Annotated in this window: 26 protein-coding genes; 7 read left to right on the top strand and 19 right to left on the bottom strand. The window is 63.6% G+C overall.

Annotated elements, in window-relative coordinates; genetic code table 11:
- Positions 1-18 precede the first annotated feature (18 nt).
- From CWO91_RS04035 to CWO91_RS44000, 4 genes are all read right to left on the bottom strand, one after another.
- Positions 19-741 (bottom strand): outer membrane protein, encoded by a 723-nt coding sequence (locus CWO91_RS04035; RefSeq protein WP_130212337.1) that lies wholly within the window; start codon positions 739-741, stop codon positions 19-21.
- A gap of 225 nt (positions 742-966) precedes the next feature.
- A complete protein-coding gene (locus CWO91_RS04040) occupies positions 967-1,287 on the bottom strand; it encodes a hypothetical protein (RefSeq protein WP_130212338.1) in 321 nt (106 codons plus the stop codon).
- A 91-nt stretch (positions 1,288-1,378) separates the two neighbouring features.
- Positions 1,379-2,890 carry a fused MFS/spermidine synthase gene (locus CWO91_RS04045; RefSeq protein WP_245471116.1) on the bottom strand — a complete coding sequence of 504 codons (1,512 nt, stop codon included), beginning with the start codon at positions 2,888-2,890 and terminating at the stop codon, positions 1,379-1,381.
- Positions 2,773-3,795 (bottom strand): hypothetical protein, encoded by a 1,023-nt coding sequence (locus CWO91_RS44000; protein ID WP_245471113.1) that lies wholly within the window; start codon positions 3,793-3,795, stop codon positions 2,773-2,775. Before CWO91_RS44000 ends, CWO91_RS04045 begins: the two co-directional genes overlap by 118 nt.
- Positions 3,796-3,912: 117 nt before the next feature.
- Between CWO91_RS44000 and CWO91_RS04050 the strand changes: the two genes are divergently transcribed.
- Positions 3,913-4,197, top strand: coding sequence for a hypothetical protein (locus CWO91_RS04050; protein WP_130212339.1), 285 nt, complete (start codon positions 3,913-3,915; stop codon positions 4,195-4,197).
- A gap of 11 nt (positions 4,198-4,208) precedes the next feature.
- Here the strand turns inward: CWO91_RS04050 and CWO91_RS04055 are convergent, their stop codons facing one another.
- The 7 genes from CWO91_RS04055 to CWO91_RS04090 all read right to left on the bottom strand — a co-directional run bounded on the left by CWO91_RS04055 (position 4,209) and on the right by CWO91_RS04090 (position 11,238).
- Positions 4,209-5,147, bottom strand: coding sequence for an AEC family transporter (locus CWO91_RS04055; RefSeq protein WP_130212340.1), 939 nt, complete (start codon positions 5,145-5,147; stop codon positions 4,209-4,211).
- Between the two features lie 125 nt (positions 5,148-5,272).
- Positions 5,273-5,482, bottom strand: a complete 210-nt coding sequence (locus CWO91_RS04060) for a hypothetical protein (RefSeq protein ID WP_130212341.1) — start codon at positions 5,480-5,482, stop codon at positions 5,273-5,275.
- Positions 5,479-5,832 carry a hypothetical protein gene (locus tag CWO91_RS04065; protein WP_130212342.1) on the bottom strand — a complete coding sequence of 118 codons (354 nt, stop codon included), beginning with the start codon at positions 5,830-5,832 and terminating at the stop codon, positions 5,479-5,481. The genes CWO91_RS04060 and CWO91_RS04065 overlap by 4 nt, the downstream gene beginning before the upstream one ends.
- Positions 5,833-6,011: 179 nt before the next feature.
- The gene (locus tag CWO91_RS04070) at positions 6,012-7,631 is read right to left on the bottom strand and encodes an ABC transporter ATP-binding protein (protein ID WP_165405216.1); all 1,620 of its coding nucleotides are present in this window, start codon (positions 7,629-7,631) and stop codon (positions 6,012-6,014) included.
- 2 nt (positions 7,632-7,633) lie between these two features.
- Positions 7,634-8,473, bottom strand: a complete 840-nt coding sequence (locus CWO91_RS04075; protein ID WP_130212344.1) for an ABC transporter permease — start codon at positions 8,471-8,473, stop codon at positions 7,634-7,636.
- A complete protein-coding gene (locus CWO91_RS04080) occupies positions 8,470-9,441 on the bottom strand; it encodes an ABC transporter permease (RefSeq protein WP_130212368.1) in 972 nt (323 codons plus the stop codon). Before CWO91_RS04080 ends, CWO91_RS04075 begins: the two co-directional genes overlap by 4 nt.
- Positions 9,442-9,687: 246 nt before the next feature.
- Positions 9,688-11,238 (bottom strand): ABC transporter substrate-binding protein, encoded by a 1,551-nt coding sequence (locus tag CWO91_RS04090; RefSeq protein ID WP_130212345.1) that lies wholly within the window; start codon positions 11,236-11,238, stop codon positions 9,688-9,690.
- Positions 11,239-11,679: 441 nt separating this feature from the next.
- Between CWO91_RS04090 and irr the strand changes: the two genes are divergently transcribed.
- Positions 11,680-12,177 carry a Fur family transcriptional regulator Irr gene (gene irr, locus CWO91_RS04095; protein WP_130212346.1) on the top strand — a complete coding sequence of 166 codons (498 nt, stop codon included), beginning with the start codon at positions 11,680-11,682 and terminating at the stop codon, positions 12,175-12,177.
- A 57-nt stretch (positions 12,178-12,234) separates the two neighbouring features.
- On the opposite strand, the gene CWO91_RS04100 is transcribed toward irr, so the two are convergent.
- On the bottom strand, positions 12,235-13,797 hold the full coding sequence (locus CWO91_RS04100; protein ID WP_130212347.1) for a winged helix-turn-helix domain-containing tetratricopeptide repeat protein: 1,563 nt from the start codon (positions 13,795-13,797) through the stop codon (positions 12,235-12,237).
- Between the two features lie 133 nt (positions 13,798-13,930).
- On the opposite strand from CWO91_RS04100, the gene mddA reads away from it, so the two are divergent.
- On the top strand, positions 13,931-14,716 hold the full coding sequence (gene mddA / locus CWO91_RS04105) for a methanethiol S-methyltransferase (RefSeq protein ID WP_165405217.1): 786 nt from the start codon (positions 13,931-13,933) through the stop codon (positions 14,714-14,716).
- 85 nt (positions 14,717-14,801) lie between these two features.
- Positions 14,802-15,224, top strand: a complete 423-nt coding sequence (locus CWO91_RS04110) for a GFA family protein (RefSeq protein ID WP_130212348.1) — start codon at positions 14,802-14,804, stop codon at positions 15,222-15,224.
- A 156-nt stretch (positions 15,225-15,380) separates the two neighbouring features.
- On the opposite strand, the gene CWO91_RS04115 is transcribed toward CWO91_RS04110, so the two are convergent.
- On the bottom strand, positions 15,381-16,940 hold the full coding sequence (locus CWO91_RS04115) for a winged helix-turn-helix domain-containing tetratricopeptide repeat protein (protein ID WP_130212349.1): 1,560 nt from the start codon (positions 16,938-16,940) through the stop codon (positions 15,381-15,383).
- Positions 16,941-17,332: 392 nt separating this feature from the next.
- Between CWO91_RS04115 and pcaB the strand changes: the two genes are divergently transcribed.
- Positions 17,333-18,694 carry a 3-carboxy-cis,cis-muconate cycloisomerase gene (pcaB, locus tag CWO91_RS04120; RefSeq protein ID WP_130212350.1) on the top strand — a complete coding sequence of 454 codons (1,362 nt, stop codon included), beginning with the start codon at positions 17,333-17,335 and terminating at the stop codon, positions 18,692-18,694.
- Between the two features lie 113 nt (positions 18,695-18,807).
- Complete coding sequence (locus tag CWO91_RS04125) at positions 18,808-20,064, top strand: aminopeptidase (protein ID WP_130212351.1); 1,257 nt, start codon at positions 18,808-18,810, stop codon at positions 20,062-20,064.
- Between the two features lie 103 nt (positions 20,065-20,167).
- Here CWO91_RS04125 and CWO91_RS04130 read toward each other — a convergent pair whose 3' ends face one another.
- Complete coding sequence (locus CWO91_RS04130) at positions 20,168-20,803, bottom strand: hypothetical protein (protein WP_245471114.1); 636 nt, start codon at positions 20,801-20,803, stop codon at positions 20,168-20,170.
- Positions 20,804-21,043: 240 nt separating this feature from the next.
- Between CWO91_RS04130 and CWO91_RS04135 the strand changes: the two genes are divergently transcribed.
- Positions 21,044-21,499: a cupin domain-containing protein gene (locus CWO91_RS04135; RefSeq protein ID WP_130212352.1), complete on the top strand. Its 456-nt coding sequence runs from the start codon at positions 21,044-21,046 to the stop codon at positions 21,497-21,499.
- Between the two features lie 83 nt (positions 21,500-21,582).
- Here the strand turns inward: CWO91_RS04135 and CWO91_RS04140 are convergent, their stop codons facing one another.
- The 5 genes from CWO91_RS04140 to CWO91_RS04160 all read right to left on the bottom strand — a co-directional run bounded on the left by CWO91_RS04140 (position 21,583) and on the right by CWO91_RS04160 (position 24,987).
- Complete coding sequence (locus tag CWO91_RS04140; protein WP_130212353.1) at positions 21,583-22,635, bottom strand: amidohydrolase family protein; 1,053 nt, start codon at positions 22,633-22,635, stop codon at positions 21,583-21,585.
- Between the two features lie 231 nt (positions 22,636-22,866).
- Positions 22,867-23,388, bottom strand: coding sequence for a hypothetical protein (locus CWO91_RS04145; protein ID WP_165405218.1), 522 nt, complete (start codon positions 23,386-23,388; stop codon positions 22,867-22,869).
- Positions 23,389-23,453: 65 nt separating this feature from the next.
- Positions 23,454-24,269, bottom strand: a complete 816-nt coding sequence (locus CWO91_RS04150; RefSeq protein WP_130212355.1) for an MBL fold metallo-hydrolase — start codon at positions 24,267-24,269, stop codon at positions 23,454-23,456.
- A 71-nt stretch (positions 24,270-24,340) separates the two neighbouring features.
- On the bottom strand, positions 24,341-24,736 hold the full coding sequence (locus CWO91_RS04155) for a type II toxin-antitoxin system VapC family toxin (protein WP_130212356.1): 396 nt from the start codon (positions 24,734-24,736) through the stop codon (positions 24,341-24,343).
- Positions 24,733-24,987, bottom strand: a complete 255-nt coding sequence (locus CWO91_RS04160) for an AbrB/MazE/SpoVT family DNA-binding domain-containing protein (protein ID WP_130212357.1) — start codon at positions 24,985-24,987, stop codon at positions 24,733-24,735. Before CWO91_RS04160 ends, CWO91_RS04155 begins: the two co-directional genes overlap by 4 nt.
- Positions 24,988-25,063: the final 76 nt, after the last annotated feature.

Consider the following 25,063-nt stretch of genomic DNA (forward strand, 5'->3'; position numbering starts at 1 on the left):
TAAGGTTTTGCTAACCGCTCAGTAGCGCGCGGCCGGGCTGGCCCAGTTGAAGCGGTAGTTGACGCCCGCCTTGAAGGTGTGGTCGTCGGTGGTGAAGTTGCCGGTGCCGACCAGCGGGCCCGCGGTGAAGTGAGCATCGCCAAAGTTGTAGTACTGGTACTCGGCCTTGGCCGACCAGTTCGGTGCGAACATGTATTCGAGGCCGGCGCCGACGGTGTAACCGTTGCGGTGATCGCCATCGATGACGAAGCCGGTCGGCACGCCGCCGACCGTCACCTTCTCGTTGTTGTCCGAATAGGCATAGCCGCCCTTCACGTAGAGGAGGCCCGGACCCCAGGTGTAGCCGACACGGCCGGTGATCGAGCCGAGCCCGCGCTGGTCGTTGGTGTAGGCGACGCCGCCCGGGAACATCGCGCCGACGCTGCCGGAGAGCCAGGAATACTGGCCCTCGACGCCGACCACGAAGTTCGGGTTGAACTGCCAGTCCGCACCGACCTGCACACCGCCGAGGAAACGGCCGTTGCCGTTGTTGCCGGTGGAGAGGCCGTTGAAATTGTTGTCGCTGGAGAACGCGCCGCCGACATGGCCACCGATGTAGAAGCCGGTCCAATTGTAGATCGGCGCGACATAGGCAGGCGCGGGCGCCTTGTAATAGTTGCGATTGCCGAGATCGGCACCGACGGCCGGCGCGGCCATGCCCACCACGAGCAGCGCAACGGTCCCAAACAAAATCTTCTTCATCGTCTTGAACTCCAACACATAAGGTCCCCGGCAGGCGCGCATTCCGCGCCGTCGTTGGTTTTGCAGATAGCTCGCTTTTGACGAAAATGCTGTCACATGCGTGGCACAGCGGCGCCCAACGTAACTTATTGGGCTGCAAATGATTTTCGTGCTTAATGCCGGCTTAAGAAATGCTGAAGGAAGGCTTAACTTCGCGCCTCGCAGGTAACTTGTGCGCGCCTCTTGTTAACCAAGACGCCGCCGCGCCTCGTCGCGCATCTGCGCGCGAAAGGCCGCACGCTTTGCCGGCCGGTCCTCCTCGCGCACGTCGTGACGATCGAAGATGTCGAACTTCTCCAGGATCGGATAGCGCTCGCTCGCCATCGCGAGCACGCGCAGCACTTTGGTCGCCGATGGTGTCGGACCGCTGACCTCCCAGCGCCGGATGGTGTCGGCGCCGCCCTTCTCCGGCAATCCGCACAGTCTGGCCATGTCGGCCGCGGTGAGCTTGCGTTCGAGCGCATCGGAGAGATCAGCGCGGAGTTGCTTCAGTTCGGGGCCGGTCATGCTGCTTGTGCCGAATGGACGTCGAGCAGACTGCGCTAGGCGTGATTCGGGTTGATCCTGTGGCAATGTCAGCAAATGTATTGTCCTTCGGTCATTCCAGGTCGAGGAAGTAGCGCCATTCCGTCCCCATGTTGTCGTCGGTGATCGGCGTATTGCCTTTGGTGGCGGCCAGAAGCTGGGGACATTCCTCCACCATCGGACCGTCCTTGCGATAGTCGCTCATCAGCGTATCGAGCACGGCGCGATCGGCTTCGCTTCCGCCTGCGAATTTGGACTTGCCATCGATGCTGTAGCGCTCGAGGGTCTTGCGCCAGCGTCCATAATTCCAGTCGATCGGCGACTCCGACACCACCATGTGGTTGAGGAAGCGAGCGCCGTGGGCGAAGGCGGCGCAGGCGGTGCGCTGGGCGCGCCGCGAATTGGTGGTGTTGTAGAAATAGATGCCGCCTTTGTTAAGATGCTGCTTCACCATCGCCAGGAACTCGGACGACAGCAGATTGGTGGTGTTGGCTCGAAAATGCCAGGTGGTGTTGGAGACGACGGCGTCGAAGCGCGCCTCAGGATGATGGCCAAGCCAGCGGCGGCCGTCGTCCTCGATGATTCGGACCTTGGGATTGGCGAGAATCGATTTGACTTCGTCTTGCGCTGCGATGATCTGGAGATAGCCGCGGTTGATCTCCACGATGGTGAGCGAGGCGACATCGGGGTTGTTGGCGATGACCTGAGCCCAGGATCCGGAAGCAAGTCCGATCATCAGCACGTCGCGCGGCGCACCGTGAAAGAGGCTCAGCGCATAGGGGCGCACGATGACGTTGCGGTCATGCTTGAGATCGGTATTGAAGCAGCCGTCATACATGCCGTTGCCGGACACGGTGCCCTCGGTGTCGACGGTGATGATGCCGCTGTGGTTTTCCACGACCTGTACGAAATCCTGGTTTGCAGCCGACTTGCTTTGAAGGTTCTCCAGCAGCCGTTGTGCGAACAGGGCGTTGGCGGCGATGCCGAGGACGAGCACCGTGCCCGCGATGGCGCCGAAGCGCAGGCGTTCCCGCAGCGCCGCCGGATACGAGAAGGCGAGCACCATGGCGCAGAGCGTTCCCGCGATCAGCAGCAGCACGGCAATCTGCTTCAGGCCGAGATGGTCCGTCAGCACGAAGCCGGTCAGCACAGCGCCGCTGGCGCAGCCAATGATGTTGGAGAAATAGAGCAGTGCGGTCTGCTGGCCCGCGCGCGCGTCGGCCGCGATGCCAAACTGGGACAGATAGGGCAGCAACGCGCCCCATTGCCGGGCGATCAGATAGGTCATGATCACCGCATTGAACATCAAGGCGAGGACGTTTGACGCCAGCTGCGTCATCAGCGGTAGGAACGCGGCGGCGAATCCATTGGCCCAGACGAGGTCCATCGCGGCGTGCGCAATTGCCTCCCGCGCGGACCGCGTGGCGCAGATCTGCCCGGCGCGCCGCGCTCCGACCGCGACACCGATCAGGAAGCTGCCCAACGTGATCGCGAAGGCAAGCGAGCTCGAACCCGAGGCGAAGGAGATGGTGCGGAAGAGATAGATCTCGTAGGACAGCGCGATGAAGCCGCCGGCAGCCGCCATCGTGGCGACGAAACCCATGCGAAGAACGGGGGCCGCCGTGCGGTGGATGGCGGGCTTCGGCGCGGGGGCAGCCGGCGCACCGCCCAGAACGTGTGCCGCGACGCGCCGACGCCAACCGCAATGTTGATTCCCGCCGCGATCATGACCGCGCCCTGCATGCCGGCGAAGGGAAAGATGAGCACGGCCGAAATCAGGCAGGCGGCGCCTGCGCCGAGGGTATTGACGAAATAGAGTGTGCCGACCGAGCTGCCGATCTCGCCGGACATCCTGACGAGGTACGAGACGAGGATTGGTAGGGTGGCGCCCATCAAGAGTGTCGGCAGCAGCACCAGCAGCAGATTGATGATGGCGATCGCCGGCAATGACATGTCGGCGGTGACGCGGCCGACGAGGTCGAAGACTCCGAGCGAGACCAGGCCGAAGGCGGCGGTCGCGAGCTCGATGATCCCGAGCAGCAAGAGCGGGTTGACGCTGCCGCGTTTCGACAGCCAGCCACCGGCGAGGCTTCCGAGTCCGAGGCCCAGCATGAACGCCGTGACGACAATGGTCACCGATTCCGTGTTGACGCCGAATATCCGGAACAGGCTGCGCTGCCAGGTGAGCTGGTAGATCAGCGCCGGGAAGCCGGAGAAGAAGAACAGGATGCAAAGGAGGCGGATTCGCGCCGGCATGGCAGCTTGGGACGGGGCCGCAGGCAGCTCGACAGTCGTCATCTCCGGTTCCCTATTTTGAATGGACAACCTAGGGAGGAAAGGTAAGCAAAGATTGCTGTGAGTTGCGCAAACCGTCGGAATGCCAAAGTTCGTGCCAAGATTGGCGGACAGGGTTAAGCGAACGCCAATGTGCCATTTCGGGCGAGGTTCCCGTAGAAAATACGAGAGAGGAGAGGTGCCGGGATTCCTCATCTGACGTCCGGCCAGCAAGCTGCTTGCGCAGCCCGCCGCTGGGCGGCACCTTGAACCCCGTTCGGCGTTGTAGGGTTGGCCTGTGGCACTGCTGCGCCGCAGACGGAGCGATCAGCCATGACAAGCATCAAACTCGCCATTACCGCACTCATCACGACCGGGCTGCTTGCCGCGCCTTTCGCGGCTGAGGCGAAAAAGGTCCGGGCGAGCCGGCATTACAGCACCGGTGTGGTGGCGCCGACCTATGGCGGTGCCGGAACGCCGGCAGCGCAGCCGAGGGCGTCCTACGGGTCATCCGGACAGACGGTCGGCACCGTCACGGCGCCGTCGGTCGGCTCGTACAATTGGCCGTCGGTCGGCGTGACCAACTCGGTCCCCACCTGGAGCAACACCACCAGATAGACCGATGCCGATCAGCGTGTGCCGGTCGCGAGGCCGGAGAGCAGATAGAGCACGACCAGCAACGTTGCGACCGACAGCATCGTCGTGATCGAGACCGTGGCCGCAACCAGCTTCTCCTCGACCTTGTGCTCGTGCGCGAGGACGTACACGGTTTTCGCCGTCGGCACGGCCGCGCAGACGATCGCCGCGACCATGTAGAGAGGATCGAGGCCTAAGAGCACACAAAGCCCGTAGACGATCAGAGGCATGACCACCAGTTTCACCGCCGCGAGCGCAAACGATGCCTTCAGGTTGGATCGCAGGCCCTCGACGGACAAACCAAGTCCGATGGCAAACAGCGCGGACGGCGTGAGCGCGGCAGCGATCATGTTCAGATAGGTCGCGACCGGCGCCGGAATCGGCAAGCCCGTGATCGCCCACACCAGACCAATAAGCGTCGACAGCACCATCGGATTGAGCAGGATCTGCTTCGCCAGTCCCGTGGGATGCGCGGACCCGTGCGGGTCGCATCCTTCCAGCAGGATGACCGTGATCGGAAACATCACGGCGGCCACGAACACTGTCGCCACCGCGGCGGGCAGGACGGCGGACTGGCCGTAGATCGCGTGCAGGATCGGCAGCGCGACGAACCCGGTGTTGGTCATCGCCGCCGCCATCCCATGGATGGTACTGCTGGCGAGATCGTGTTTGCCACCCGCGCGGACCGCCAGGAACACCAGCGCGAAGCAGATCAGTGAGCCGCCGCCGAATGCGAGCAGGAAGCGCCATTCCAGCAGATTGCGGGCCGGCTCCTGCGCGATCGTGACGATCAGCAGCGCCGGCATCGCCACGTTGTAGGCAAAGTGCACCAGGGCATCGGCAAGCGAGCGGGAGAGGTAGCCGAGCTCGCCGGCGAGCCAACCGGTGACGATGATCGCGAATACGGGAAGAACGAGGCTGGCGACCTCCATCCGACTTCCCCCCTCATTGCCAAACGGCAGCGAGGTTAGCCCGGCGATGGTTTGTCGTCACTGAGTGATTTGATCGACCCGACCCGAGTGATCGTTCAAGTCGCAAAGGACGAGGATCTTCCTCGCTAGATTCCCCTGCCGCCCTGCTTCCCGATCACGCAACGCCATGCCGCCAGGCGCTCAGCCGGATGCTGATTCATCCAGTCGGCGAGCTGCGGTGCGCCCATCAGGCAGGACTGCACCGAGACCTCAGCAAAATCGGAAGTGGTCACGATCTGCTCGTGACAATTGGTCGGAGTCGCGAGGCTGCAAAGCACGGCGATGATCTTGATCACGAGAGCTTACTCCGATCGCCGCCGGTGATCGTGCGGCCCGTTGCTCTATCCTGCCCGTCGCTGGCCGGATCGGATGGTGGGAAGATGCTGTCGTAGATCGCGCGTGCCTCCTGAATGAGGCGCACGCGCTCGCGCTCAGATCTCGAGACAAATCGAATAACTTCGCCCATGTTGGCTCCGATTATCAGTGGGCAAGCAGGCCATGAGATGACGATGATCATCCAATCAGCATCTATGGCGCCGCCCTCGACTTCGAAACGGCGTGCCCGTTCACGACGGAATAAAAAGCTCGTGACCGCGCCGGCGTCCCAACGTCGGGTGTTCTTGTGCCAGGTTCTGAGGCTGTTCACTGCCTTCTATCGCGCGACTGCAACTAACGCGCGAACGAATGCCGGTGACAGCTTACTCTTGCCGTCATCGGCAAGGCAGTCTCGCGAAGCAAATGCTGATCGAGCGAATTTGTTTCGCCCGTATCAAGTGCAAGTTTTTGGAACAATCTTGCGGTTCGAAGAAACTGGGCGACCGTCGCTCACGCTGCCGGCGCGCGCTCCTTCCGCCCCGGCACCGCCGCCAGCAGTTCACGCGTATAGGCATGTTCGGGCGCGGCGAACAACTGCGCGGTCGGCTTGAGCTCGACGATGGCGCCGCGCTGCATCACCGCGATGCGGTCGCAGATCTGGGCGGCGACGCGCAGATCGTGAGTGATGAACAGCATCGAGAGGCCGAGGCGCGCCTTGAGGTCTTCGAGCAGCTTCAACACCTGCGCCTGCACGGAGACGTCGAGCGCGGAGACGGCTTCGTCGGCGACGATGATCTCGGGCTCGAGCGCGAGTGCGCGCGCAATGCCGATGCGCTGGCGCTGGCCGCCGGAGAATTCATGCGGGTAGCGCTCGAGCGCGCCGGCGTCGAGGCCAACCATCTTGAGGAGATCGCGGGCCCGGTCGAATGCGACCTTCGGATCAGTGCCGGCCGCGATCGGGCCGTCGGCGATGATGTGGCCGATCTTGCGGCGCGGATTGAGCGAGGCGAACGGATCCTGAAAGATCATCTGGATGCGATGGCGCTCGGCGCGTAGCGCCTTGCCCGTCAGAGAAGTGAGGTCGGTCTCGCCGATTCGCACCGTGCCGCGGTCGGCCTCGATCAGCCGCATTACGAGCCGCGCGACCGATGACTTGCCGGAGCCGGATTCGCCGACGAGGCCGAGCGTCTCGCCCTTGAGGATGTTGAAATTGACCTCGCGCGCGGCATCGACGCGGCGGTCCTGGCGAAACCAGCCGCCCGAGGTGACATAGGTCTTGTCCAGCCCGATCACCTCGACAGCCCGGGCATGATCGTCGAGAGGCTCGCGCACCGGCGGGTCCATCGATGGCACGGCGGCGAGCAACGCCTTGGTGTAGTCGTGCTGCGGTTCGCTGAAGACGGCTGAGGCCGAGCCTTCCTCCACGACCTTGCCATGGCGCAGCACCACGACCTGGTCGGCGATGTCGGCGACCACCCCGAAATCATGGGTGATGAACATCACCGCCATGTTGCGATTGCGCTGGAGGTTGCGGATCAGTTTCAGGATCTGCGCCTGCGTGGTGACGTCGAGCGCGGTGGTCGGCTCGTCCGCGACCAGCACGGCGGGCTCGAGCGCGAGCGCCATCGCGATCATGGCGCGCTGGCGCTGGCCGCCGGAGAGCTGGTGCGGATAGGCGCGCACGATGCGCTCGGGGTCGGGCAGGCCGACCTCACGCGCCAATGCGAGCGCTCTCGCGCGCCGTTCCTTGGGCGTGAGCAGGCCGTGCGCCTCGAACATCTCGGCCATCTGGTCGCCGATCCGCATCAATGGATTGAGCGCGGTCATCGGCTCCTGGAAGATCATCGCGAGCCTGCGGCCGCGCAGATCGCGCCAGCCGTCGTCGTCCAGCTTGAGCAAGTCGCGGCCTTCGAACTGGATCTCGCCGGAGCCGATGGACACTGTGTCCGGCAACAGGCCCATCAGCGCATGCGCGCACATCGACTTGCCGGAGCCGGATTCGCCGACGACGCAGACGATCTTGCCGGGCCGCAGATCGAGCGACACGCCATCGACGGCGAACGGACGCTCGGCGCCCTTGGGCAGCGCGATCCTCAGGTTCTTGATGGAGACGGCGGGCGGTGCGGTCATCGTCAGCGTCCCTCCCGCGACAGGCGTGGATTGAGGGCGTCGTTGAGGCCTTCGCCGATCAAATTGAGGCCGAGCACCGAGATCAGGATGGCGACGCCGGGAAACACAGTGATCCACCAGGCCTGGCGGATCACGGTGCGGCCGGCGCCGACCATGTAGCCCCAGGAGATCAGATTGGGATCGCCGAGGCCAAGGAACGACAGCGAGGATTCCAGGAGGATCGCGGTCGCCACCATCAGCGAGGCCAGCACGATCACGGGCGACAGCGCGTTCGGCAGGATCTCGCGCAGGATGATCCAGGTGTTGCTCTGTCCGGTGACCACCGCGGCCTGGACATACTCGCGCGTGCGCAGCGACAGCACCTCGCCGCGTACGAGGCGGGCGACCGGCGGCCAGCTCACCACCGCGATCGATGCCACGATCGAATAGATCGAGGGCTGCAGGATCGCGACCAGCACGATCGCGAGCGCGAAGCTCGGAATGGTCTGGAAGAACTCGGTGAAGCGCATCAAGGCGTCGTCAACCTTGCCGCCGAAATAGCCGGCCATGGCGCCGATCGGCACGCCGACGACCAGCGCGACCAATGTAGAGACCAAACCGACCAGCAGCGAGACGCGGGCACCAAAGATCATGCCGGCGAACACGTCGCGGCCGAGCGCGTCGGTGCCGAGCGGCACGGTCGACAGCGTGAAGGGCGGCAGGAACGGCCGCTGCACCATGCGCCAGGGCGAGTTCGGGAACAACATCGGCCCGAACACCGCGACCGAGATCGCAAGCAGCAGGATGACGAACCCGATGACGCCGCTCGGGCTCTTCAGCATCGATTTCCAGAACTGTTTCATGAGGCGAATTCGATGCGCGGATCGACCAGGCGGTAGACCAGGTCGGTGATGAGGTTGAAGATCAGCACCATGGCGGAGCAGATCACGAAGACGCCGAGCAGCAGGTTGTAGTCGCGCTGGAGCAGCGCGTCGTACATCAGCCGTCCGATGCCGGGCCAGGCGAACACGGTCTCGGTGATGACGGCGCCGCCGATCAGGGTGCCGGAATGCACGCCGGCGAGCGTCACGACGGGGAGCAGCGCATTGCGCAGCACGTGGCGGCGCTGGATCACGGCATCGGACAGGCCTTTGGCACGCGCGGTCTTGACGAAGTCGAGCCGCTTCACCTCGAGCATCGAGGCGCGCGTCATGCGGGTGTAGGTCGCCATGAAGAACAGCCCGAGCGTCATCGCCGGCATGATCAGGTGTTTTGCGACGTCGACCGCGTGGGCGAGGCCAGTGAGATTGGCGCCGACCGTCTCGTAGCCGAAGCTCGGCAGCCAATCCATGGTGACCGAGAACAGCAGGATCCCCATCAGCGCCACCCAGAAGATCGGCATGGCGTAGAAGATCAGCGCGAACACCGTGATGGCCGTGTCGAGGAAGGTTCCGGCAAAGCGCGCGGCGAAGGTGCCGAAGAGAATGCCGAGCATGAGCGAGATCGCAAATGCCGTCAGCGTCAGCAGCAGCGTCGCCGGCAGCCGTTCGCCAATCAGCTTTGCGACCGGCGCCTGCTGGCGGAAGGAGAAGCCGAGGTCGAACGTCACGACGCCCTTGACGTAGATGAAGAGTTGCTCGGGCAGCGGCTTGTCGAGGCCGAACTTTTCCCTGAGCTGCTTGACGAAGACCTGGTCACTGGCCCCGGCTTCGCCCGCCATCACGACCGCGGGGTCGCCGGGCGCAAGCCGGATCAGGAAGAAATTGAGGACAACGATCGCGAGCAGGACGATCACGCCCTTCAGGACACGCTGAGCGACGAAAGAGAGCATCTTAGATGGCGATCGGATCAGGTTGAACGCAGCCAGAATCACGGTGCGCTCCCTCTCCCGCTTGCGGGAGAGGGCAGGGGAGAGGGTATTTCCGCAGAGAGGACGCCAAGAGGAGAAAGCCCTCTCCCGCCGCGCTCTGCGAGCGCGTCGACCTCCCCCGCAAGCGGGGGAGGTGCAGCGAGTTTGCGGCTCGATCGGAGGTCATGTGGCGAGAGCCATGGCAGAAAGATCAGACGCGAATTGTAACTATTTGTCGAGCCATGCGTCCTTGAAGCCGTCATTCACCCCGATCCCCGTGGTGATCAGGTTCTTGACCTTGCAGCGCATGATGGTCGGGAATTGCAGCTCGAGCATCCAGGCCACCGGCACGTCCTCGACCAGGATCTTCTGCGCCTTCTCGTAGATCTCCTTGCGCTTGGTGTCCGGGGTCGCGACGGCGCCGTCGGCGAACAGCTTGTCGATCTCCGGGTTGGAGTAGCCTTCGACATTGTTGAACACCTGGCCCTTGGCGATGGCGCTGGAGACGTAATTGCGTCCCACCCCGAGCGCGGGATCGCCGTACTGGTAGAGATAGGTGAAGGCGATGTCGTAGTCCCAGTCGCCGATCTTCTGGTTGCCGCCGGCAACATCGGTGGCGATCGTCTCGATGTTGATGCCGACGTCCTGGAGGTTCTGCTTCACCGCTTCACCCCAGCGCTGCCAGGTTTCGCCATAGGCGAGCGGCAACAGGCGAATCTTCTCGCCCTTGTAGCCGGCTTCCTTCAGCAGCGCCTTGGCCTTGGCCGGATCGTACGGATATTTCCTCACGTCGTCGGTGTAGTATTTGATGGTCGAGGCGGACGGGCCGGTCGCGACCTTGCCGAGCCCGTTCCAGATCACATCCTTGGCGAAGTCGCGGTCGATCGCATACATGATTGCCTGCCGTACCCGCTTGTCGGCGAGCGGGCCCTGGCGGTTGTTGAGCCACAGCCAGGCCAGCGGCGAGAAGAATTCCCAGCCGGCGCCGGTGACGCAGGTGTCCTTCAGCTTGGACAGGCGCGGCACGTCGAAATTCTCGACCGAGCCGCCGGGCAGCACGTCGACCTTGCCGGTCTCATACGCCACCGAGCGGGCGGCGGCGTCGGGAATGATCTGCCAGTAGATCTCGTCGAGATAGGGTTTACCCTTCTCGTAATAGTTCGGATTCTTGACCAGGCGGATGAATGAGCCCTTCTGCCACTCCTTGAACATGAAGGGGCCGGTGCCCACAGGCGCGTTGTTGTAGGGATTGGTCTTGAAGTCGGTGCCTTCATAGAGATGTTTCGGCACCATCGGCATCGAGCCAACCTCGAAGATGCCGAGGAACGGGCCGAACGGTTGCTTCAGCGTGAACGCCACCGTGTAGTCGTCGGGCGCCTCGACCTTGTCCACTTGGGCGAGGTTGTTGCGAGCGCGCGCATGGGTCTGCTTCAGCATCTCGACCGAGAACAGCACGTCCGCGGCGGTGAAGGGCTTGCCGTCATGCCAGGTCACGCCCTTCCTGAGCTTGAAAGTGTAGGTCTTGGCGTCCTCGCTGACGCTCCAGCTCTCGGCGAGCTCCGGCTGCGGCTCGAGCTTGGGATTGTAGCGCAGCAGCCCCTCGAAGATGTTGCCCGACACCATCTGGGTCGGACCGTTCTGGACCATTGCAAGCATCAGGCCGGGCGGCTCGGGCTGGATCACGGCGTTGATCACGCCCCCCGTTTTCGGCTCTTGCGCCAGTGCGGGGGCCGTGAGGCCGCAAGCCAGGAGGAGACCAAGCAACACTCGTTTTGGCATGTCGTATCTTTCTCAAGCGAGACCAGCCGTGAGCGCTTCGCAACGTCCTCGCGCGCAAAGCGACGGCCGGCCCATCCCAGTCCCCATCCGATATCGAGGCTCACATAGTCTCGTTCGGCGCCGCAAGATGAAAGTCTCGACAGTGTCCGCACAAAAAATGTACAGCGCGTCCTGAAATCAATTCGCTGGTCTGTCATGGTGGGCGCGGCCACGGTCTCGGCGATTGGCGGATGCTCGATGACCAGCGACACAGCGTCGCGGCGGTCCGTGGATGCGCAAGCGCCATCACACGTGACCGGGAATAAACCGGGCTGCCTCGCGATCGGTCGGAAGCGTCCCGGATTTGATCCGGATCAAAGCCGAGCCGCCGCTTCTGCGATCGAATAGCAACTGGCGGGGCCCGGCACTGCGCGTCCTCCCTTTGAGCCGTGAGACGATCGAATGGACATCCAGGCCACGACTATCCCAGTGGGCGACGACAGCGGACCGGATGTTGCCGCGCCGCCGGATGGACCAATTCTGCCACCGGATGAGGGCGTGCAGCGTTGTCTGCAATTGCTTGTTGATGCCGACCTGCGCCCGACGCGCCAGCGTCTGGCGCTCAGCCAATTGTTGTTCCTCGGCGGCCACCGTCACGTCACCGCGGAGAAGCTCTATGACGAGGCGATGGCGGCGAACATGTATTTGTCGCTCGCGACCGTCTACAACACCTTGAACCAGTTCACCGAAGCGGGCCTGTTGCGCCGGATCGCGGCCGACGGCATCAAGTCGTTCTTCGACACCGACACATCCGTGCATCCGCACTTCTACCTCGAAGGCGAGGATGTGCTGGTCGACGTCGTCGAGGGCCTGACTTTCAACAGAGTGCCCGAGGCGCTTCCCGGCCACGAGATCGCGCGGCTCGACGTCATCGTGCATCTGCGCCGGAAGCGCGCGTAGCACCGCTGTGCTCTTACCCTCCCCTGGAGGGACCCTGGAGGGGGAGGGTAAGAGGAATCACCGCAACCCTGCGCGCCGAAATCCCTCCAGATAGTGCTCGCGATCGGCCTCATTGGCCCACGGCAATTGCGTCGCGATCCAGTGCAGCGAGATGCCGGGCTGGGTGCGGCGGAGCTCGCCCAGCGCTGTCTCCGCAAGCTTTCCGTCGCCGGTCATGCCGGCGGAGACTGCGAGCACGCGGTAGGCGCCGGTGAGGTCGCCGCGGTGGCGGATCGCCTCGCGCGCGTGCGCGATCGCCTCGTCATAGTGCCGCTCGGTAAAGCGCGCATAGCCGGCAATGCCGTGATAGATCGCCAGCGACGGATCGCGCGGCGAGAGCCGGATCGCCCTCTGCGCCGCCTCGAACGACTCCTTCGAGCGTCCGGCATAGGACAGCGCCAGCGCGTAATAGCCCTGCGCCAGCGAGAAGTTCGGATTGAGCGTGAGCGCCTGCTCGAACTCGGACAGTGCGTCGACCAGCCTGCGGGTCGAGAACAGGACGCTCCCGAGCGCGGCATGCGCCCAGGCATCCTCATGGTCGCAGCGCACGGCAGCGAGCGCGGCGGCTTCCGCAACCGGCGCCACCGTGGCAAGCTCGGTCCAGCCGAGATGCACGCCGAACATATGGTTTGCCGCCAGCACCGACAGCGCCTGACCATAATTCGGATCGATCTCGATCGCGCGCTCCAGCAGCGCCTTCGCTGTCTCGTGATCCCGCCGCGTCACGCGCCAGTAGTGCGACAGCGCCCGCATCAGCAGATCCCAGGCATCCAGGCTCGCAGGCGGCTTGCGGTGAGCGCGAAAACTTTCCGCCGCATGGATCTGCGGCTCGATCGCCGCCACGATCGCGTTGGTAATCTCGTCCTGCACGGCAAAGACGTCGACGAGCTCGCGGTCGTAGCGTTCGGCCCAGAGATGGCCGCCCGATGTGGCGTCGTTGAGCTGCGCGGTGATGCGCACCCGGTTGTCCGCCTTGCGCACGCTGCCTTCGACGATGTAGCGGACGCCGAGTTCCTCGGCGATCTGCCTGACGTGGACCGCGCGTCCCTTGTAAGTGAAGGACGAGTTGCGGGCGATCACCATGAACCAGCGCTGCTTCGACAGCGCGGTGAGGATGTCCTCGCTGATTCCGTCGCCGAAATAGTCCTGTTCGGGATCGCCGCTCATGTTCTCGAAGGCGAGCACCGCGACTGCCGGGCGGTCCGAGACGGTGTGCGGCCGGGCAGGAACGGATACAGCGGGCCCAGACGAAGCCGCCAGGTCTTTCCGGATTTCTTCCCGGACTTCGCCGACGAAACGAAAACCCTTGCGCGGAATGGTCTTGATCAGCCGCTGGGTCGCGCCGTCATCGCCAATCGCCTTGCGTGCAGCGTTGATTCGGCTGTTCAGGGCGGAATCGGAGACGATGCGGTCGCTCCAGATCTGGCTGATCAGGTCACCCTTGCTGACCACACGCGCGCGTTGCACGACCAGATAGAGCAACAGATCGAACACTTGCGGCTGCAACGGCACGGCGACCCCGGCGCAGGTGAGTTCCCGCAGGTCGCCGTCGAGCACATTGTTTTCAAAGCAAAATCGCACGTTTTCGTCGTCTCAAGCAAAACTCAAAGGCGTCTCAGGCGAAAATCAATTGTCAGCGAAAGTCTCAGGCCCGTCCGAGGTGCATGGTGGGACTACCAACAAGTGCCGATGTTTTGGCACAACGGAGCTTTCCATGTCCCAGATTGATCAGGTTCATTCGATCAGCCCGGCGGTTACGGGCTCACGCATATTCAAGTTCGTCGCCTTTCTGTACGGAATTGCGGCATATCTCGTGTTTTTCGTCACCATCCTCTACGCCATCGGCTTTGTCATGGGGCTGGTCGTGCCGAAGACCATCGACACTGGAACCGCCACGCCGCCGGTTGAGGCAGTCATCGTCAATCTCCTCCTGATGTCGCTGTTTGCCATCCAGCACAGCGTGATGGCGCGTCAGGGCTTCAAGGCCTGGTGGACGCAGTTCGTCCCGAAGCCGGTCGAGCGCAGCACCTATGTGCTGCTGGCGAGCCTGTCATTGCTGCTCCTGTTTTGGCAGTGGCGTCCGCTGCCTGCGGTCATATGGGAGGTCCAGGATCCCGATCTTGCCGTGACGCTCGTCACATTGTCCTTCGCAGGTTGGGTGCTGGTGTTCACCTCGACCTACATGATCAACCATTTCGAATTGTTCGGCCTGCATCAGGTGACGAACCATCTCGTCGGCAAGGAAGCGGCGCCTGCGCGGTTCAAGACGCCGCTGCTCTACAATTTCGTTCGCCATCCGATCTATCTCGGCTTCATCATCGCGTTCTGGGCGGCGCCGGTCATGACCGCGGGCCACCTGCTGTTCGCCGCCGTGACGACGCTCTACATCTTCGTCGGCATCGCGCTGGAGGAGCGCGACCTCGTCGATCTCTTCGGCGACGACTACCGGCAGTACAAACAACGCGTGTCGATGCTTATTCCCTGGCGCAGATCAGTATAGTCTTGGCCTCGTTCCGCGCGTCCACCGAAAGGAGGATGCGCGGGGCGCCGACGCGCGATAACGATCCTTCATCATGGAGACACCAATGAAACATGTCGGAAACTGCTTCTGTGGCGCGGTCACGGTCGAGGTCACGGGCGCGCCGGAGGCGATGGGCTATTGCCATTGCCGCTCTTGCAGGTCGTGGTCGGGCGGACCGGTGAACGCCTTCAGCCTGTGGAAGCCTGAAGCCGTGCGCATCACCGAAGGCGCCCAGAACGTCGAGACCTTCGCCAAGACGCCGCTCAGCCAGCGCAAATATTGTAAGAAGTGCGGCGGTCATCTCATGACCAACCATCCGCCGCTTGGTCTTGTCGACGTCTTCACTGCCACCATCCCGACGCTGGCTTTCACGCCCGGCGTCCACGTCAATTACGCCGAGACGGTGCTGCCGATGCGCGACGGCCTGCCCAAGCTGAAGGATTTTCCCGCCGAGTTCGGCGGCAGCGGCGAGATGATGCCGGAGTAGGACTCTTCGACTCTCCCCGCTTGCGGGGAGAGGCCGGATTGCATCGAAGATGCAATCCGGGTGAGGGGGAGCCTCCGCGAATCGAACTGTCACCGTCCTTGCGGAGACTCCCCCTCACCCCAACCCTCTCCCCGCAAGCGGGGCGAGGGAGAAGCATCATCTCATCCCCGCGCGCCGCAATCCTTCCAGATAATGCGCGCGATCCTCGTCGCGCAGCATCGGCAGCTCGCGCGTGATCCAGGCGAGCGAAATGCCGGGCTGGGCGCGGCGCAGGCCTTCCAGGGCGGACGCAGCGAGAACCGAGCTTCCCGACATGCCGGCGGCGGCGGTCAGCACGCGATGCGCGCCGACGAAATCGCTGCGTTGCCGCAGCGACTCGCGTGCCATCTGCACGGCGCCATCGTAGTCGCGACCGATGAACCGGGCATAGGCCGCAACTCCGCAATAGATCGCGGCGAGCGGATCGCGCGGACTCAGCCGTAGCGCGCGGCGCGCGGCGGCATCGCCGTCCTGCCATCGTCCCGCGTAGCACAGCGTCACGCCGTAGAAGGCATATGCCATTGCGAAATTCGGATTGAGCTTGAGAGCCAGCTCGAACTCCGCCAGTGCGTCGTCGAAGCGGCGGCGGAATAAATAAGTATAGGCGAGGCCGTGATGCGCCCAGGCGTCGTCGCGATCGGCCTCCACCGCCGCCAGCGCCGCGCGTTCGGCGACCGGCACGGTTACAGCCATGTCCGCCCAGCCCATATGCGCGCCGAAGATATGGCTGGTCGCGAGCAGGCCCAGCGCCTTGCCATAGGCGGGATCGATCGCAATCGCCTGTTCCAGCAGCGCTTGCGCGGCCGCATTGTCCTCGCGCGTGATGCGCCAGTAATGCGACAATGCGCGCATCACGAGATCCCAGGCATCCAGGCTGCCCGGCGGCTTCTGCTGGGCGCGAAAGCTCTCGGCGGCATAGAGCTGCGGTTCGATCGCCGCGACGATCGCCTCGGTGATCTCGTCCTGCACGGCGAAGACGTCGGCGAGCTCGCGGTCGTAGCGTTCGGCCCAGAGATGGCTGCCGGTCGAGACGTCGTTGAGCTGCGCCGAGATGCGCAGGCGCTCGCCGCTGCGCCGCACGCTGCCTTCGACCACGTAGCGTACGCCGAGCTCGCGCGCGACCTCGTGGAGGTGCACGGCGCGGCCCTTGTAGACAAAGGAGGAGTTGCGCGCGACGACGAAGAACCAGCGCAGCTTCGACAGCGCGGTGATGATGTCCTCGCTGATGCCGTCGGAGAAATAGTCCTGCTCGCGGTCGCCGCTCATATTGGTGAAGGGCAGCACGGCGATCGCGGGCCGGTCGGGCAGCGCGAGCGTGGTCTGCGGCGCCGACGCGCCGCGGCCGGGTTCCGGAACGGCCGCACCGCGCTTCGCCTCGACGTCGCCGACGAAGCGAAAGCCCTTGCGTGCGATGGTGCGGATCAGGGCTTGGTTCGCGCCATTGTCGCCGATCGCCTTGCGCGCCGCGTTAATCCGGCTGGTCAAGGTCGATTCGGACACGCTGCGGCCGTGCCAGATCTTGTCGATCAGCTCGTCCTTGCTGACCACCCGGTCGCGGTTCTCCATGAGATGCACGACCAGGTCGAAAACCTGCGGTTCCACGGCAACGGGAACCTGCTCGCGGCTCAGCTCGCGCCGGTCGGTGTCGAGAAGGTGATCCCGGAACAGAAACTGCACGTCGAAAACTCAGTCCTCACAACGACATCAGGCAATAATAAAATCAAAATGGATTGCGACTTGAAGTCTGTGAGTCCGCCGAACGGTCTGTCAGGTTCACCACGATCGCGTGATGGCAGTTATGCTGTTTTCGGATGGGAATACCAGCCGCTGAGCGAGTGTGGCGATTTAGGCCAGATGCCGCGCTTTGGGCTCTCTCTCGTCATTCCGGGGCGCGCCACTTGGCGCGAGCCCCGGAATCCATTTGTCCGCATCGCTTGCCGCGCAATGGATTCCGGGCTCGCGCTTCGCGCGCTCCGGAATGACGGGAGTAGTGCCCTTGTCCATTGCCGAACAGCGCGGCCTGCGTAAGCTGCCTTCACACAAAACACACCAGCCACGAAGAAACGCCCATGCCCGCTTTTCCCGCTTCGACCACCGTGCTCGACTCCATGCTGTTCCGCGACGCCTTCGGCACGCCCGAGATGCGGGAGGTGTTCTCCGACGTTGCGCTGGTGGCGCGCTATGCCGAGGTCGAGGTTGCGCTGGCGAAGGCGGAGGCCGGATGCGGCGTGATCCCGCAGGACGCCGCCGACCAGATCGCGGCCCGCACCAATGTTGCCGCGCTCGATTTCGATCTGTTGCGGCAGGAGACCGACGTCGTCGGCTATCCGATCCTCCCTCTGGTGCATCAGATGGTGAAGCAATGCGGCGCGGCCGGCCGTTACGTGCATTGGGGCGCGACCACGCAGGACATCATGGACACCGCGGTGGTCCTGCAACTGCGCGCCGCGCTCGAGATCGTCGAAAAGGACATTGCCGAACTCCGTCGTATCCTCGCCGACCTCTCCAAGCGATATCGCGACACGCCGATGGCGGGCCGCACCCATCTGCAGCAGGCGCTGCCGGTGACGTTCGGCTACAAGACCGCGATCTGGCTCGCGATGTTCGATCGCCATGCCGAGCGGCTGGCGCAGTTGAAGCCCCGCGTCCTGGTCGGCCAGTTTGCCGGCGCCGCCGGCACGCTGGCCTCGCTCGGCGACAAGGGGTTCGAGGTGCAGGAGGCGCTCTGCGCCGAGCTGAAGCTCGGCGTTCCCGCCTCGACCTGGCACGTCGCGCGCGACGGCTTTGCCGAGGCCGTGAACTTCCTGGCGCTCGTCACCGGCTCGCTCGGCAAGATCGCGCTCGACATCATGATCATGGCCTCGACCGAATTCGCGGAAGTCTACGAGCCCTTCGTCAAGGGGCGCGGCGCCTCCTCCACCATGCCGCAGAAGCGCAACCCGATTTCCTCCGAACTGATGCTGGCGGCGTCCAAGGCGGTGCGCCAGCATGCAGGCCTGATGCTCGATGCCATGGTGCAGGACTTCGAGCGCGCCACCGGCCCCTGGCACGCCGAATGGATGGCGATCCCCGAGAGCTTCGTGCTGAGCGCCGGCGCGCTGCACCAGGCGAAGTTTGCGCTCGCAGGCCTCATCGTGGACGAGGCGAAGATGAACGACAATCTCGCCATCAGCCGCGGCCTGATCGTGGCCGAAGCCGTCATGATGGGGCTCGCCCCGCAGATCGGACGGCAGGAGGCGCATGACGTGGTCTATGATGCCTGCCGGCTCGCCAATGACAAAGGCTTGACGCTGGCGGATGCGCTCTCATCCGACGCCCGCGTCTCAAGCCGCATCGACCGTGCCACGATCGAGGCGCTCACCTCACCGAAAAATTACCTCGGCCTTGCCCCCGCCATGGTCGACCGGGTGCTGAAATCGGCAACGCGTTGAAAACCAATATGCGTGAAACTGCGTATCTTATCCGTGTCGCAAGGTGCTCGCGCACTTGCGCCTCGCGATGCTAGACTTAGATTGAACGAGAGACTTCCGGCAGAGGGCCCCGCATGACTGATCACCGCAATTCCGCTACTCCCATCGATCCCGCGAAACTCGACCGGCTGGCCGAGGTGGCGGTGAAGGTGGGCCTGGGCTTGCGGCCGGGACAGGATCTTCTTCTGACGGCGCCTGCGATCGCGCTGCCGCTGGTGCGGCGGATCGCCGTGCACGCCTACAAGGCCGGCGCCGGCATCGTGACGCCGATCCTGTCGGACGAGGAGATGACGCTGGCGCGCTACCGCCACGGCCAGGACAACAGTTTCGATCGTGCCGCCGGCTGGCTGTACGAGGGCATGGCGAAGGCCTTCTCGGACAACACCGCACGGCTCGCCATCGTTGGCGACAATCCGATGCTGCTGTCCGGCGAGGATCCCTCCAAAGTGGCGCGCGCCAGCAAGGCCAACTCCATGGCTTATCAGCCGGCGTTGGAAAAAATCGTCAATTTCGACACCAACTGGAACATCATCGCCTATCCGAGCCCGTCCTGGGCCAAGCAGGTGTTTCCTAATGATCCCGAGGACGTCGCGATCGGCAAGCTCGCGGATGCGATCTTCGCCGCGTCCCGCGTCGACCGTGAGGACGCGATAAGCAACTGGGCGAGCCACAATGCGGTGCTGCGCGAGCGCACCAACTGGCTCAACGGCCAGCGTTTTCGCGCGTTGCAATATTCGGGTCCCGGCACCGACCTCACCATCGGCCTCGCCGACGGCCACGAATGGGAGGGCGGCGCCTCGCTCTCCAAGAACGGCATCAGCTGCAACGCCAACATCCCGACCGAAGAGGTTTTCACCACGCCGCATTGCCGCCGCGTCTACGGCCACGTCGTGAGCTCGAAGCCGCTGTCCTACCAGGGTACGCTGATCGACAACATCGCGGTGCGCTTCGAGGACGGCAAGATCGTCGACGCCAAGGCCTCGCGCGGCGCGGAGGTGCTGAACAAGGTGCTCGACACCGACGAGGGCGCTCGCCGCCTCGGCGAGGTCGCGCTGGTGCCGCATTCTTCACCGATCTCGCAGAGCGGGCTGTTGTTCTACAACACGCTGTTCGACGAGAATGCGGCGTCCCACATCGCGCTCGGCCAGTGCTACTCGAAATGCTTCGTCAACGGCGCGCAGCTCACGCCGCAGCAGATCGCCGCGCAAGGCGGCAACCAGAGCCTGATCCATATCGACTGGATGATCGGCTCTGCCGAGACCGACATCGACGGCATTCTCGCCGACGGCAGCAAGGTGCCGGTGTTCCGCAAGGGCGAGTGGGCGAAGTAGCGAGCTAGATTTGATCCAATAGCAGCCCAGGACGCGGTTCACCTCTCCCGCAGGGAGAGGTCGGATCGCATCGAAGATGCGATCCGGGTGAGGGGTTCTGGTCTCACTGAACGCCGCGGCCCTTCATCCGGATTGCACTGGACGATGCTTCGCATCGCCAGGGGCAATTCGACCTCTCCCCGTCGGGGAGAGGTAAGCATCCCGGCGACAGTCTTTCCCCAGACTCATGCTCTGGCGTGCTACTCTCACGCCGCCGCGTTGCGCAGCATTGGGTTGTTGTTGATGCTGAAGCGGTTGAACAGCGTCGTGAACGGGCTGCCGTCGGTGGCCCGCACGATGGCGTCGGAAGCAGCGACTGCCTCGTAGAGCTGCGGGCCTCGTTGATGTCGTCCTCGTCGTCGAGTGTCGCCTCCAGCGCATCCGCCGCGCGCCGCATCTCCACGAGAGCGGAAAATTTGAGGATGTCGAGCCAATAGGGGTGGGCGACGACGAGCTGGATGAACGCCTCGAAATTCCCCGCGATAATGCCAGCGCGCCCCTCTGACGATATATAGAGCACATTCTGCGACGGCAGCAGCACGAACGTGCCGCTGGAACCGTCGCTGCCGATCTGCTGGGGGTTTTCGACGCCGTCGATGGTGAACCAGGGCTCCTCGTCCGGCGTGAAGGATACATCGAGGCTGCCGAGCCAGGCGACGGCTTCGCGGTTGGCTGTCAGAACCTCGGGCTTGACGGGCATCGGCATTGGCTCCTTCCATGGTCACTTTCGCGCATTTTGTCGCACCCCGGAAAAGAGGGGTTCATGTGCGCGAATTCGCAGCGGAATCTCAACGTTAGCTGCTTCGCACCTGCAACTTAGGGCTGATTGTCGGGGCCTGCGTAAGGAAGAATTAAAAGGCGGTCACTAGCGTTGCGACCATCATTGGAAACAATCCGGGCTCCGGCCCGGCCAAACCTATTTTATTCCCCGAGGAAACAGATGTCGCGCGCAATGATTGAAATCGGTAGTTGCAATGTGGATCTGGAGCTGCGGCCGATCGAGCCGTCCTGGATCATCGAGGGTAACCCGGTGTCGCGCTCGCGCGTCCTGTCCACCAGCGCCGACGGCACGGCGCAGACCATCATCTGGGCCTGCACCGAAGGGCGCTTCAACTGGTACTACGACATCGACGAGACGATCATGATCATGGAAGGGTCGATCGTGCTCGAAAGCGACGGCATGCCGGCGAAGCGCTACGGCCCCGGCGACGTCATTTTCTTCCGCGACGGCGCGCATGCCAAATGGCATGTCGAAGGGCACGTCAGGAAGATCGCGTTCTGCCGCAAGACCAATCCCGTGATGATCGGCTTCCTGATCCGCGTGGTCAACAAGCTCAAGAAGATGTTCACCTCCAGCGGCGAGCGCCGTCCGGCTTCGCTCATGGGCGCAGGCTAGAGCTCACAATAAGGTTTCAAGGACGCTTCCCAGCGGCCACGACGGAAGAGGGGTCGGGATCAACATCCCGGCCCCTTTTCTCGTCACGACGGCAGTTCGAGCCGATAGAAATTAATCGCGGTCTGCGAGAACAGCGCCGTCTTCTCGGCCTCGCTCAGGGGCGATGCGATGCGCTTGAAGGCGTTGAAGATCACCTGGTAACTGCACTGGCCCTTGTCCGGCGGGAAATTGCTCTCGAACATCGCTCGCTTTGGGCCGAACGCTTCGATGCAGGTTTCGACGTAAGGCCGCCAAGCCGTGGCAAGCTGCTCGGATGACGGCGGCCTCGCGCGCAAATGGAAGTCGTAGCCGAGCAGGCACATTGCGAGCCCGCCGAGCTTAACCACCACATTCTCGCATTTCGCGATCTCGCGGATCGAGGCGCGCCACTGCGGAAACACTTCCTCTCGTCTGCCGGCAAAGCGTCCGACGCCGGCCGGGCCGCCGCAATGGTCGAGCACGATCCTGGTGTCGGGGAAGGCGCGCGCAAGCTCGGTGAGCTCGCCGATCTGCGGATGAAACAGCCAGGCGTCGAAGCTGAGGTTCAACGGCGCGAGGCAGGCAAAACCCTTGCGGAAGGTCGGATCCCGCAACAGGCCCTTCGGTCGGTTCGCATACATGCCGGCGACGACGGGGTCTGCGTCCCAGGCCGAGGAATGCCTGATGCCGCGGAAGCGGCCGTTACCCGCCGCGATCTCCGCTTCCAGCACCGGCTTGGCTGCGTCGCCCAGCAGCAGATTGGCGTGGCTGACGATGCCCGCACAGATCGCCGCCTTGCCGTAAGCACCGCTCGCGCTCATCGCGGCGACGCCATTGGCGAACTCGACCTCGCCGACGGGCCGGAACGCCTCTGGCCCATGCGCGCGATACATCGAGCGGCAATCGACATAGACGGTTGCGATGACGTTGTGGCCGGAGGCGATGTCGGCTGCCATCTCCTCGATCAGATAGCGATGCCCGCGATTCCAGAGATGGTGGTGAGGATCGACGATCGGCCGGGCCGCATCGATGATCTCTTCGTGGTGCTGCGCGAGCCAGTCCTCGCGCGGCTCGACAAACAGCCCGCTCGTGTTGGCGGGCAACCCGCTTGCGGCCATCGGCGTTCGCTCCCTCTGTGTTCTGTGCTGGGAGCCTAGCATCTCATGTCTTCGTGCAGCAGCGCGCGCCATGCAACCGCACCCGTCATCGCGAGCACAGCGGCGGTGTGACTGATATCGACTAGATGAAGCTCGATTGCCGCCACACGGAAGGTACGCTCCCTCTCCCGCTTGCTTGCGGGAGAGGTTGCAGCGCGCCCCGGAGCTGACTGATTCAAGAGCGATTCAATCTTAAGCCTTGCGCCGCTTCGCCTTCACGTCGACGACGAGCCGCCAATCGGTTGCGGTCGCAGGCTTGACCTCGCCGAGCCAGTGGAAGGAAGCGCCGGTGATCTCCGTAAAGCTCCAGCGCGTCAGCTCGCCGGCTTCGGTCGTGCCTTCCTGTACGATGTCCGCGCCGCGCGGACGGCCGATCTGCTGCCGGAACACGCTGCGGCCGGGATCGAACCAGGAAATCCGCCAGGCGGCGATGGTTGGGTCATAGACACGCAGTGTCGTGCCGTACCAATTGCCGGCGATCGGAAAGGCCGGGCTGCCCGCGGGACGAGGAATGATCCAGACGTCCTGCACGGCGCGCCCTTCCAGCACCCAGCCGAAATGGATTTCGCCGGGTGCGGCGTGTTTGGTTCCATCGGGCCCGTGGGCGGTGATTTCGGCGTCCCAGTCGCCGACGAAACGGCCGTAAAGCTGCAGCGCCGCCGCGTGGTCCGGGTTTGGTCCGTCCGCGTGCAACAGTCTCGCAAACTCTGTCATGTCGATCTCCTGTTGCCAGGAGATCAGCACGAACGGGCCTCAGCGGACTTGGAGAAAATTGCGCGTCAGACCCCGTCGAGGATGATCACCGTCGGCTTCGACGGCAGCGCATCCCGCGAGATCCGGAACGACCGCTCGATGCGCCGGTCGATCTCGAACTGCTGGCCGATCCGGCGCATGAAATCGTCGAGCGGGGTGGCGAAGCGGTGCATCGGCAGCACCACCGAGGCGCGCAGCCGTTTGGTGATCTCGGAGATGCCGTCCAGCGACATGGTGTAGGTGCCGTCGATCGGCACCATCACGATGTCGAGCCGCCCGATCTGGGCGAAATGGCTGTCGTCGAGCTTGTGATGGAGATGGCCGAGATGACCGATGCAGAGGCCGGCGACCTCGAAGATGAAGATCGAGTTGCCGTCGCGGATCATGTCGGCGCCGGAATCGTCGCCGAAATAGCGGCGGATGTCGGTGGTCACGTTGCGGATGAAGGTGTCGCCGATGCGCTCGGAGATCACCGCGGGCTTGCCATCCTCGCCCCAGCCGTGCAGCACATGGGGAATGCGCTTGTCCGGAAATAGGGTGTAGTGGGTGCTGTGGGCCCGGTTCATGGTGACGACATCGGGTCGCCGTCCCACCTGATAGGCGCCGCTATAGTCGGTGGCGATGCGCAGGCCCCCGGGCGTATCGATGAAATAGGTGGAGTGGCCGGCATAGGTGATCTCGACCTCGGCTGAGCCGCCGGCCTGCCGGAACGCGACCGGCAGCGCGCGGGGCGCCGCATTCGCCATCGCCAGGCATTCGCTGCGTTGAGGTGGCTGCTGGGCGAGGGCAGGAGCCATCAGCCAGCCGAGGATCGTAAGAGCCGTCAGCAATAGTCGGGTCATCACAAGACTATCCGTGGTTCAGCCGGCAGTCCAATGAGTGTATCGTCGAATTATCCCGACGTCATGCAGCGCTAAGGCGTCCGCGCCAATCCGCCGCCTGCCTCGATCAGTTTCACGGCCTTCTTGTCGAAAGACACGAAGGTGTCGGCTCCGAGCCAGTTGCCTTCGTGGGCGATGACGCCGTCGGCGAAATCGCCGCCGGCATCGAGCAGCGCCAATCCTGCTTCCGCTACTGGCCGGTTCGCCGCTACATTGGCGGCATTGATCAAGCGTCGAATTGAAATCGCGATGTCGGCAGCAGAAATCTTGTAGCCACGTGAGAGAACCCAGGTCAGCTCGCACAGTGCGGTGATCGAGATAGCTATCACGTCTGCTTTCTTGAGAATGGCCTGAGCCGCCTTGCTCCGCTCGGCATCATCCTCGACGAGAACCCGTACCAATACGTTGGTGTCGGGTGTTATCTTCATCGCTTGCCAGCCCAGCCGTCAGCGATAACCTCGTTCATCTCCTCGATCGACAACGACCGCCCATTACTCTTTGTCTTCAGAATGCCGAAAGCATCTGAGATCTTGCCGGTGGGCCGAGCTGCTTTCACTTCAACGCGCCCGCCCGGAAGCTTTTCGATCGAGATCTTGTCACCCGGATGCACACCTAGGTGCTCCAGCAAATCTTTCCGCAGCGTGACTTGTCGCTTGGCAGTGACGGTGAGCTCACTCATGGGCCGCCTCGTAAGGCTCTGACATGCAACGAAATGTAAGGCAAATCAACCTTACCTTCAAGGTGGCCCTCACTCA

The sequence above is a fragment of the Bradyrhizobium genosp. SA-3 genome, assembly GCF_004212635.1.
GTDB lineage: Bacteria > Pseudomonadota > Alphaproteobacteria > Rhizobiales > Xanthobacteraceae > Bradyrhizobium.

Excerpts from the sequence above, each read along its gene's own strand:
- CWO91_RS04035 (WP_130212337.1), bottom strand. The coding sequence starts at position 741 with ATGAAGAAGATTTTGTTTGGGACCGTTGCGCTGCTCGTGGTGGGCATG.
- CWO91_RS04040 (WP_130212338.1), bottom strand. The coding sequence starts at position 1,287 with ATGACCGGCCCCGAACTGAAGCAACTCCGCGCTGATCTCTCCGATGCG.
- CWO91_RS04045 (WP_245471116.1), bottom strand. The coding sequence starts at position 2,890 with ATGGCGGCTGCCGGCGGCTTCATCGCGCTGTCCTACGAGATCTATCTC.
- CWO91_RS44000 (WP_245471113.1), bottom strand. The coding sequence starts at position 3,795 with ATGAGGAATCCCGGCACCTCTCCTCTCTCGTATTTTCTACGGGAACCT.
- CWO91_RS04050 (WP_130212339.1), top strand. The coding sequence starts at position 3,913 with ATGACAAGCATCAAACTCGCCATTACCGCACTCATCACGACCGGGCTG.
- CWO91_RS04055 (WP_130212340.1), bottom strand. The coding sequence starts at position 5,147 with ATGGAGGTCGCCAGCCTCGTTCTTCCCGTATTCGCGATCATCGTCACC.
- CWO91_RS04070 (WP_165405216.1), bottom strand. The coding sequence starts at position 7,631 with ATGACCGCACCGCCCGCCGTCTCCATCAAGAACCTGAGGATCGCGCTG.
- CWO91_RS04075 (WP_130212344.1), bottom strand. The coding sequence starts at position 8,473 with ATGAAACAGTTCTGGAAATCGATGCTGAAGAGCCCGAGCGGCGTCATC.
- CWO91_RS04080 (WP_130212368.1), bottom strand. The coding sequence starts at position 9,441 with ATGCTCTCTTTCGTCGCTCAGCGTGTCCTGAAGGGCGTGATCGTCCTG.
- CWO91_RS04090 (WP_130212345.1), bottom strand. The coding sequence starts at position 11,238 with ATGCCAAAACGAGTGTTGCTTGGTCTCCTCCTGGCTTGCGGCCTCACG.
- irr (WP_130212346.1), top strand. The coding sequence starts at position 11,680 with ATGGACATCCAGGCCACGACTATCCCAGTGGGCGACGACAGCGGACCG.
- mddA (WP_165405217.1), top strand. The coding sequence starts at position 13,931 with ATGTCCCAGATTGATCAGGTTCATTCGATCAGCCCGGCGGTTACGGGC.
- CWO91_RS04110 (WP_130212348.1), top strand. The coding sequence starts at position 14,802 with ATGAAACATGTCGGAAACTGCTTCTGTGGCGCGGTCACGGTCGAGGTC.
- pcaB (WP_130212350.1), top strand. The coding sequence starts at position 17,333 with ATGCCCGCTTTTCCCGCTTCGACCACCGTGCTCGACTCCATGCTGTTC.
- CWO91_RS04125 (WP_130212351.1), top strand. The coding sequence starts at position 18,808 with ATGACTGATCACCGCAATTCCGCTACTCCCATCGATCCCGCGAAACTC.
- CWO91_RS04130 (WP_245471114.1), bottom strand. The coding sequence starts at position 20,803 with ATGCCCGTCAAGCCCGAGGTTCTGACAGCCAACCGCGAAGCCGTCGCC.
- CWO91_RS04135 (WP_130212352.1), top strand. The coding sequence starts at position 21,044 with ATGTCGCGCGCAATGATTGAAATCGGTAGTTGCAATGTGGATCTGGAG.
- CWO91_RS04140 (WP_130212353.1), bottom strand. The coding sequence starts at position 22,635 with ATGGCCGCAAGCGGGTTGCCCGCCAACACGAGCGGGCTGTTTGTCGAG.
- CWO91_RS04145 (WP_165405218.1), bottom strand. The coding sequence starts at position 23,388 with ATGACAGAGTTTGCGAGACTGTTGCACGCGGACGGACCAAACCCGGAC.
- CWO91_RS04150 (WP_130212355.1), bottom strand. The coding sequence starts at position 24,269 with ATGACCCGACTATTGCTGACGGCTCTTACGATCCTCGGCTGGCTGATG.
- CWO91_RS04155 (WP_130212356.1), bottom strand. The coding sequence starts at position 24,736 with ATGAAGATAACACCCGACACCAACGTATTGGTACGGGTTCTCGTCGAG.
- CWO91_RS04160 (WP_130212357.1), bottom strand. The coding sequence starts at position 24,987 with ATGAGTGAGCTCACCGTCACTGCCAAGCGACAAGTCACGCTGCGGAAA.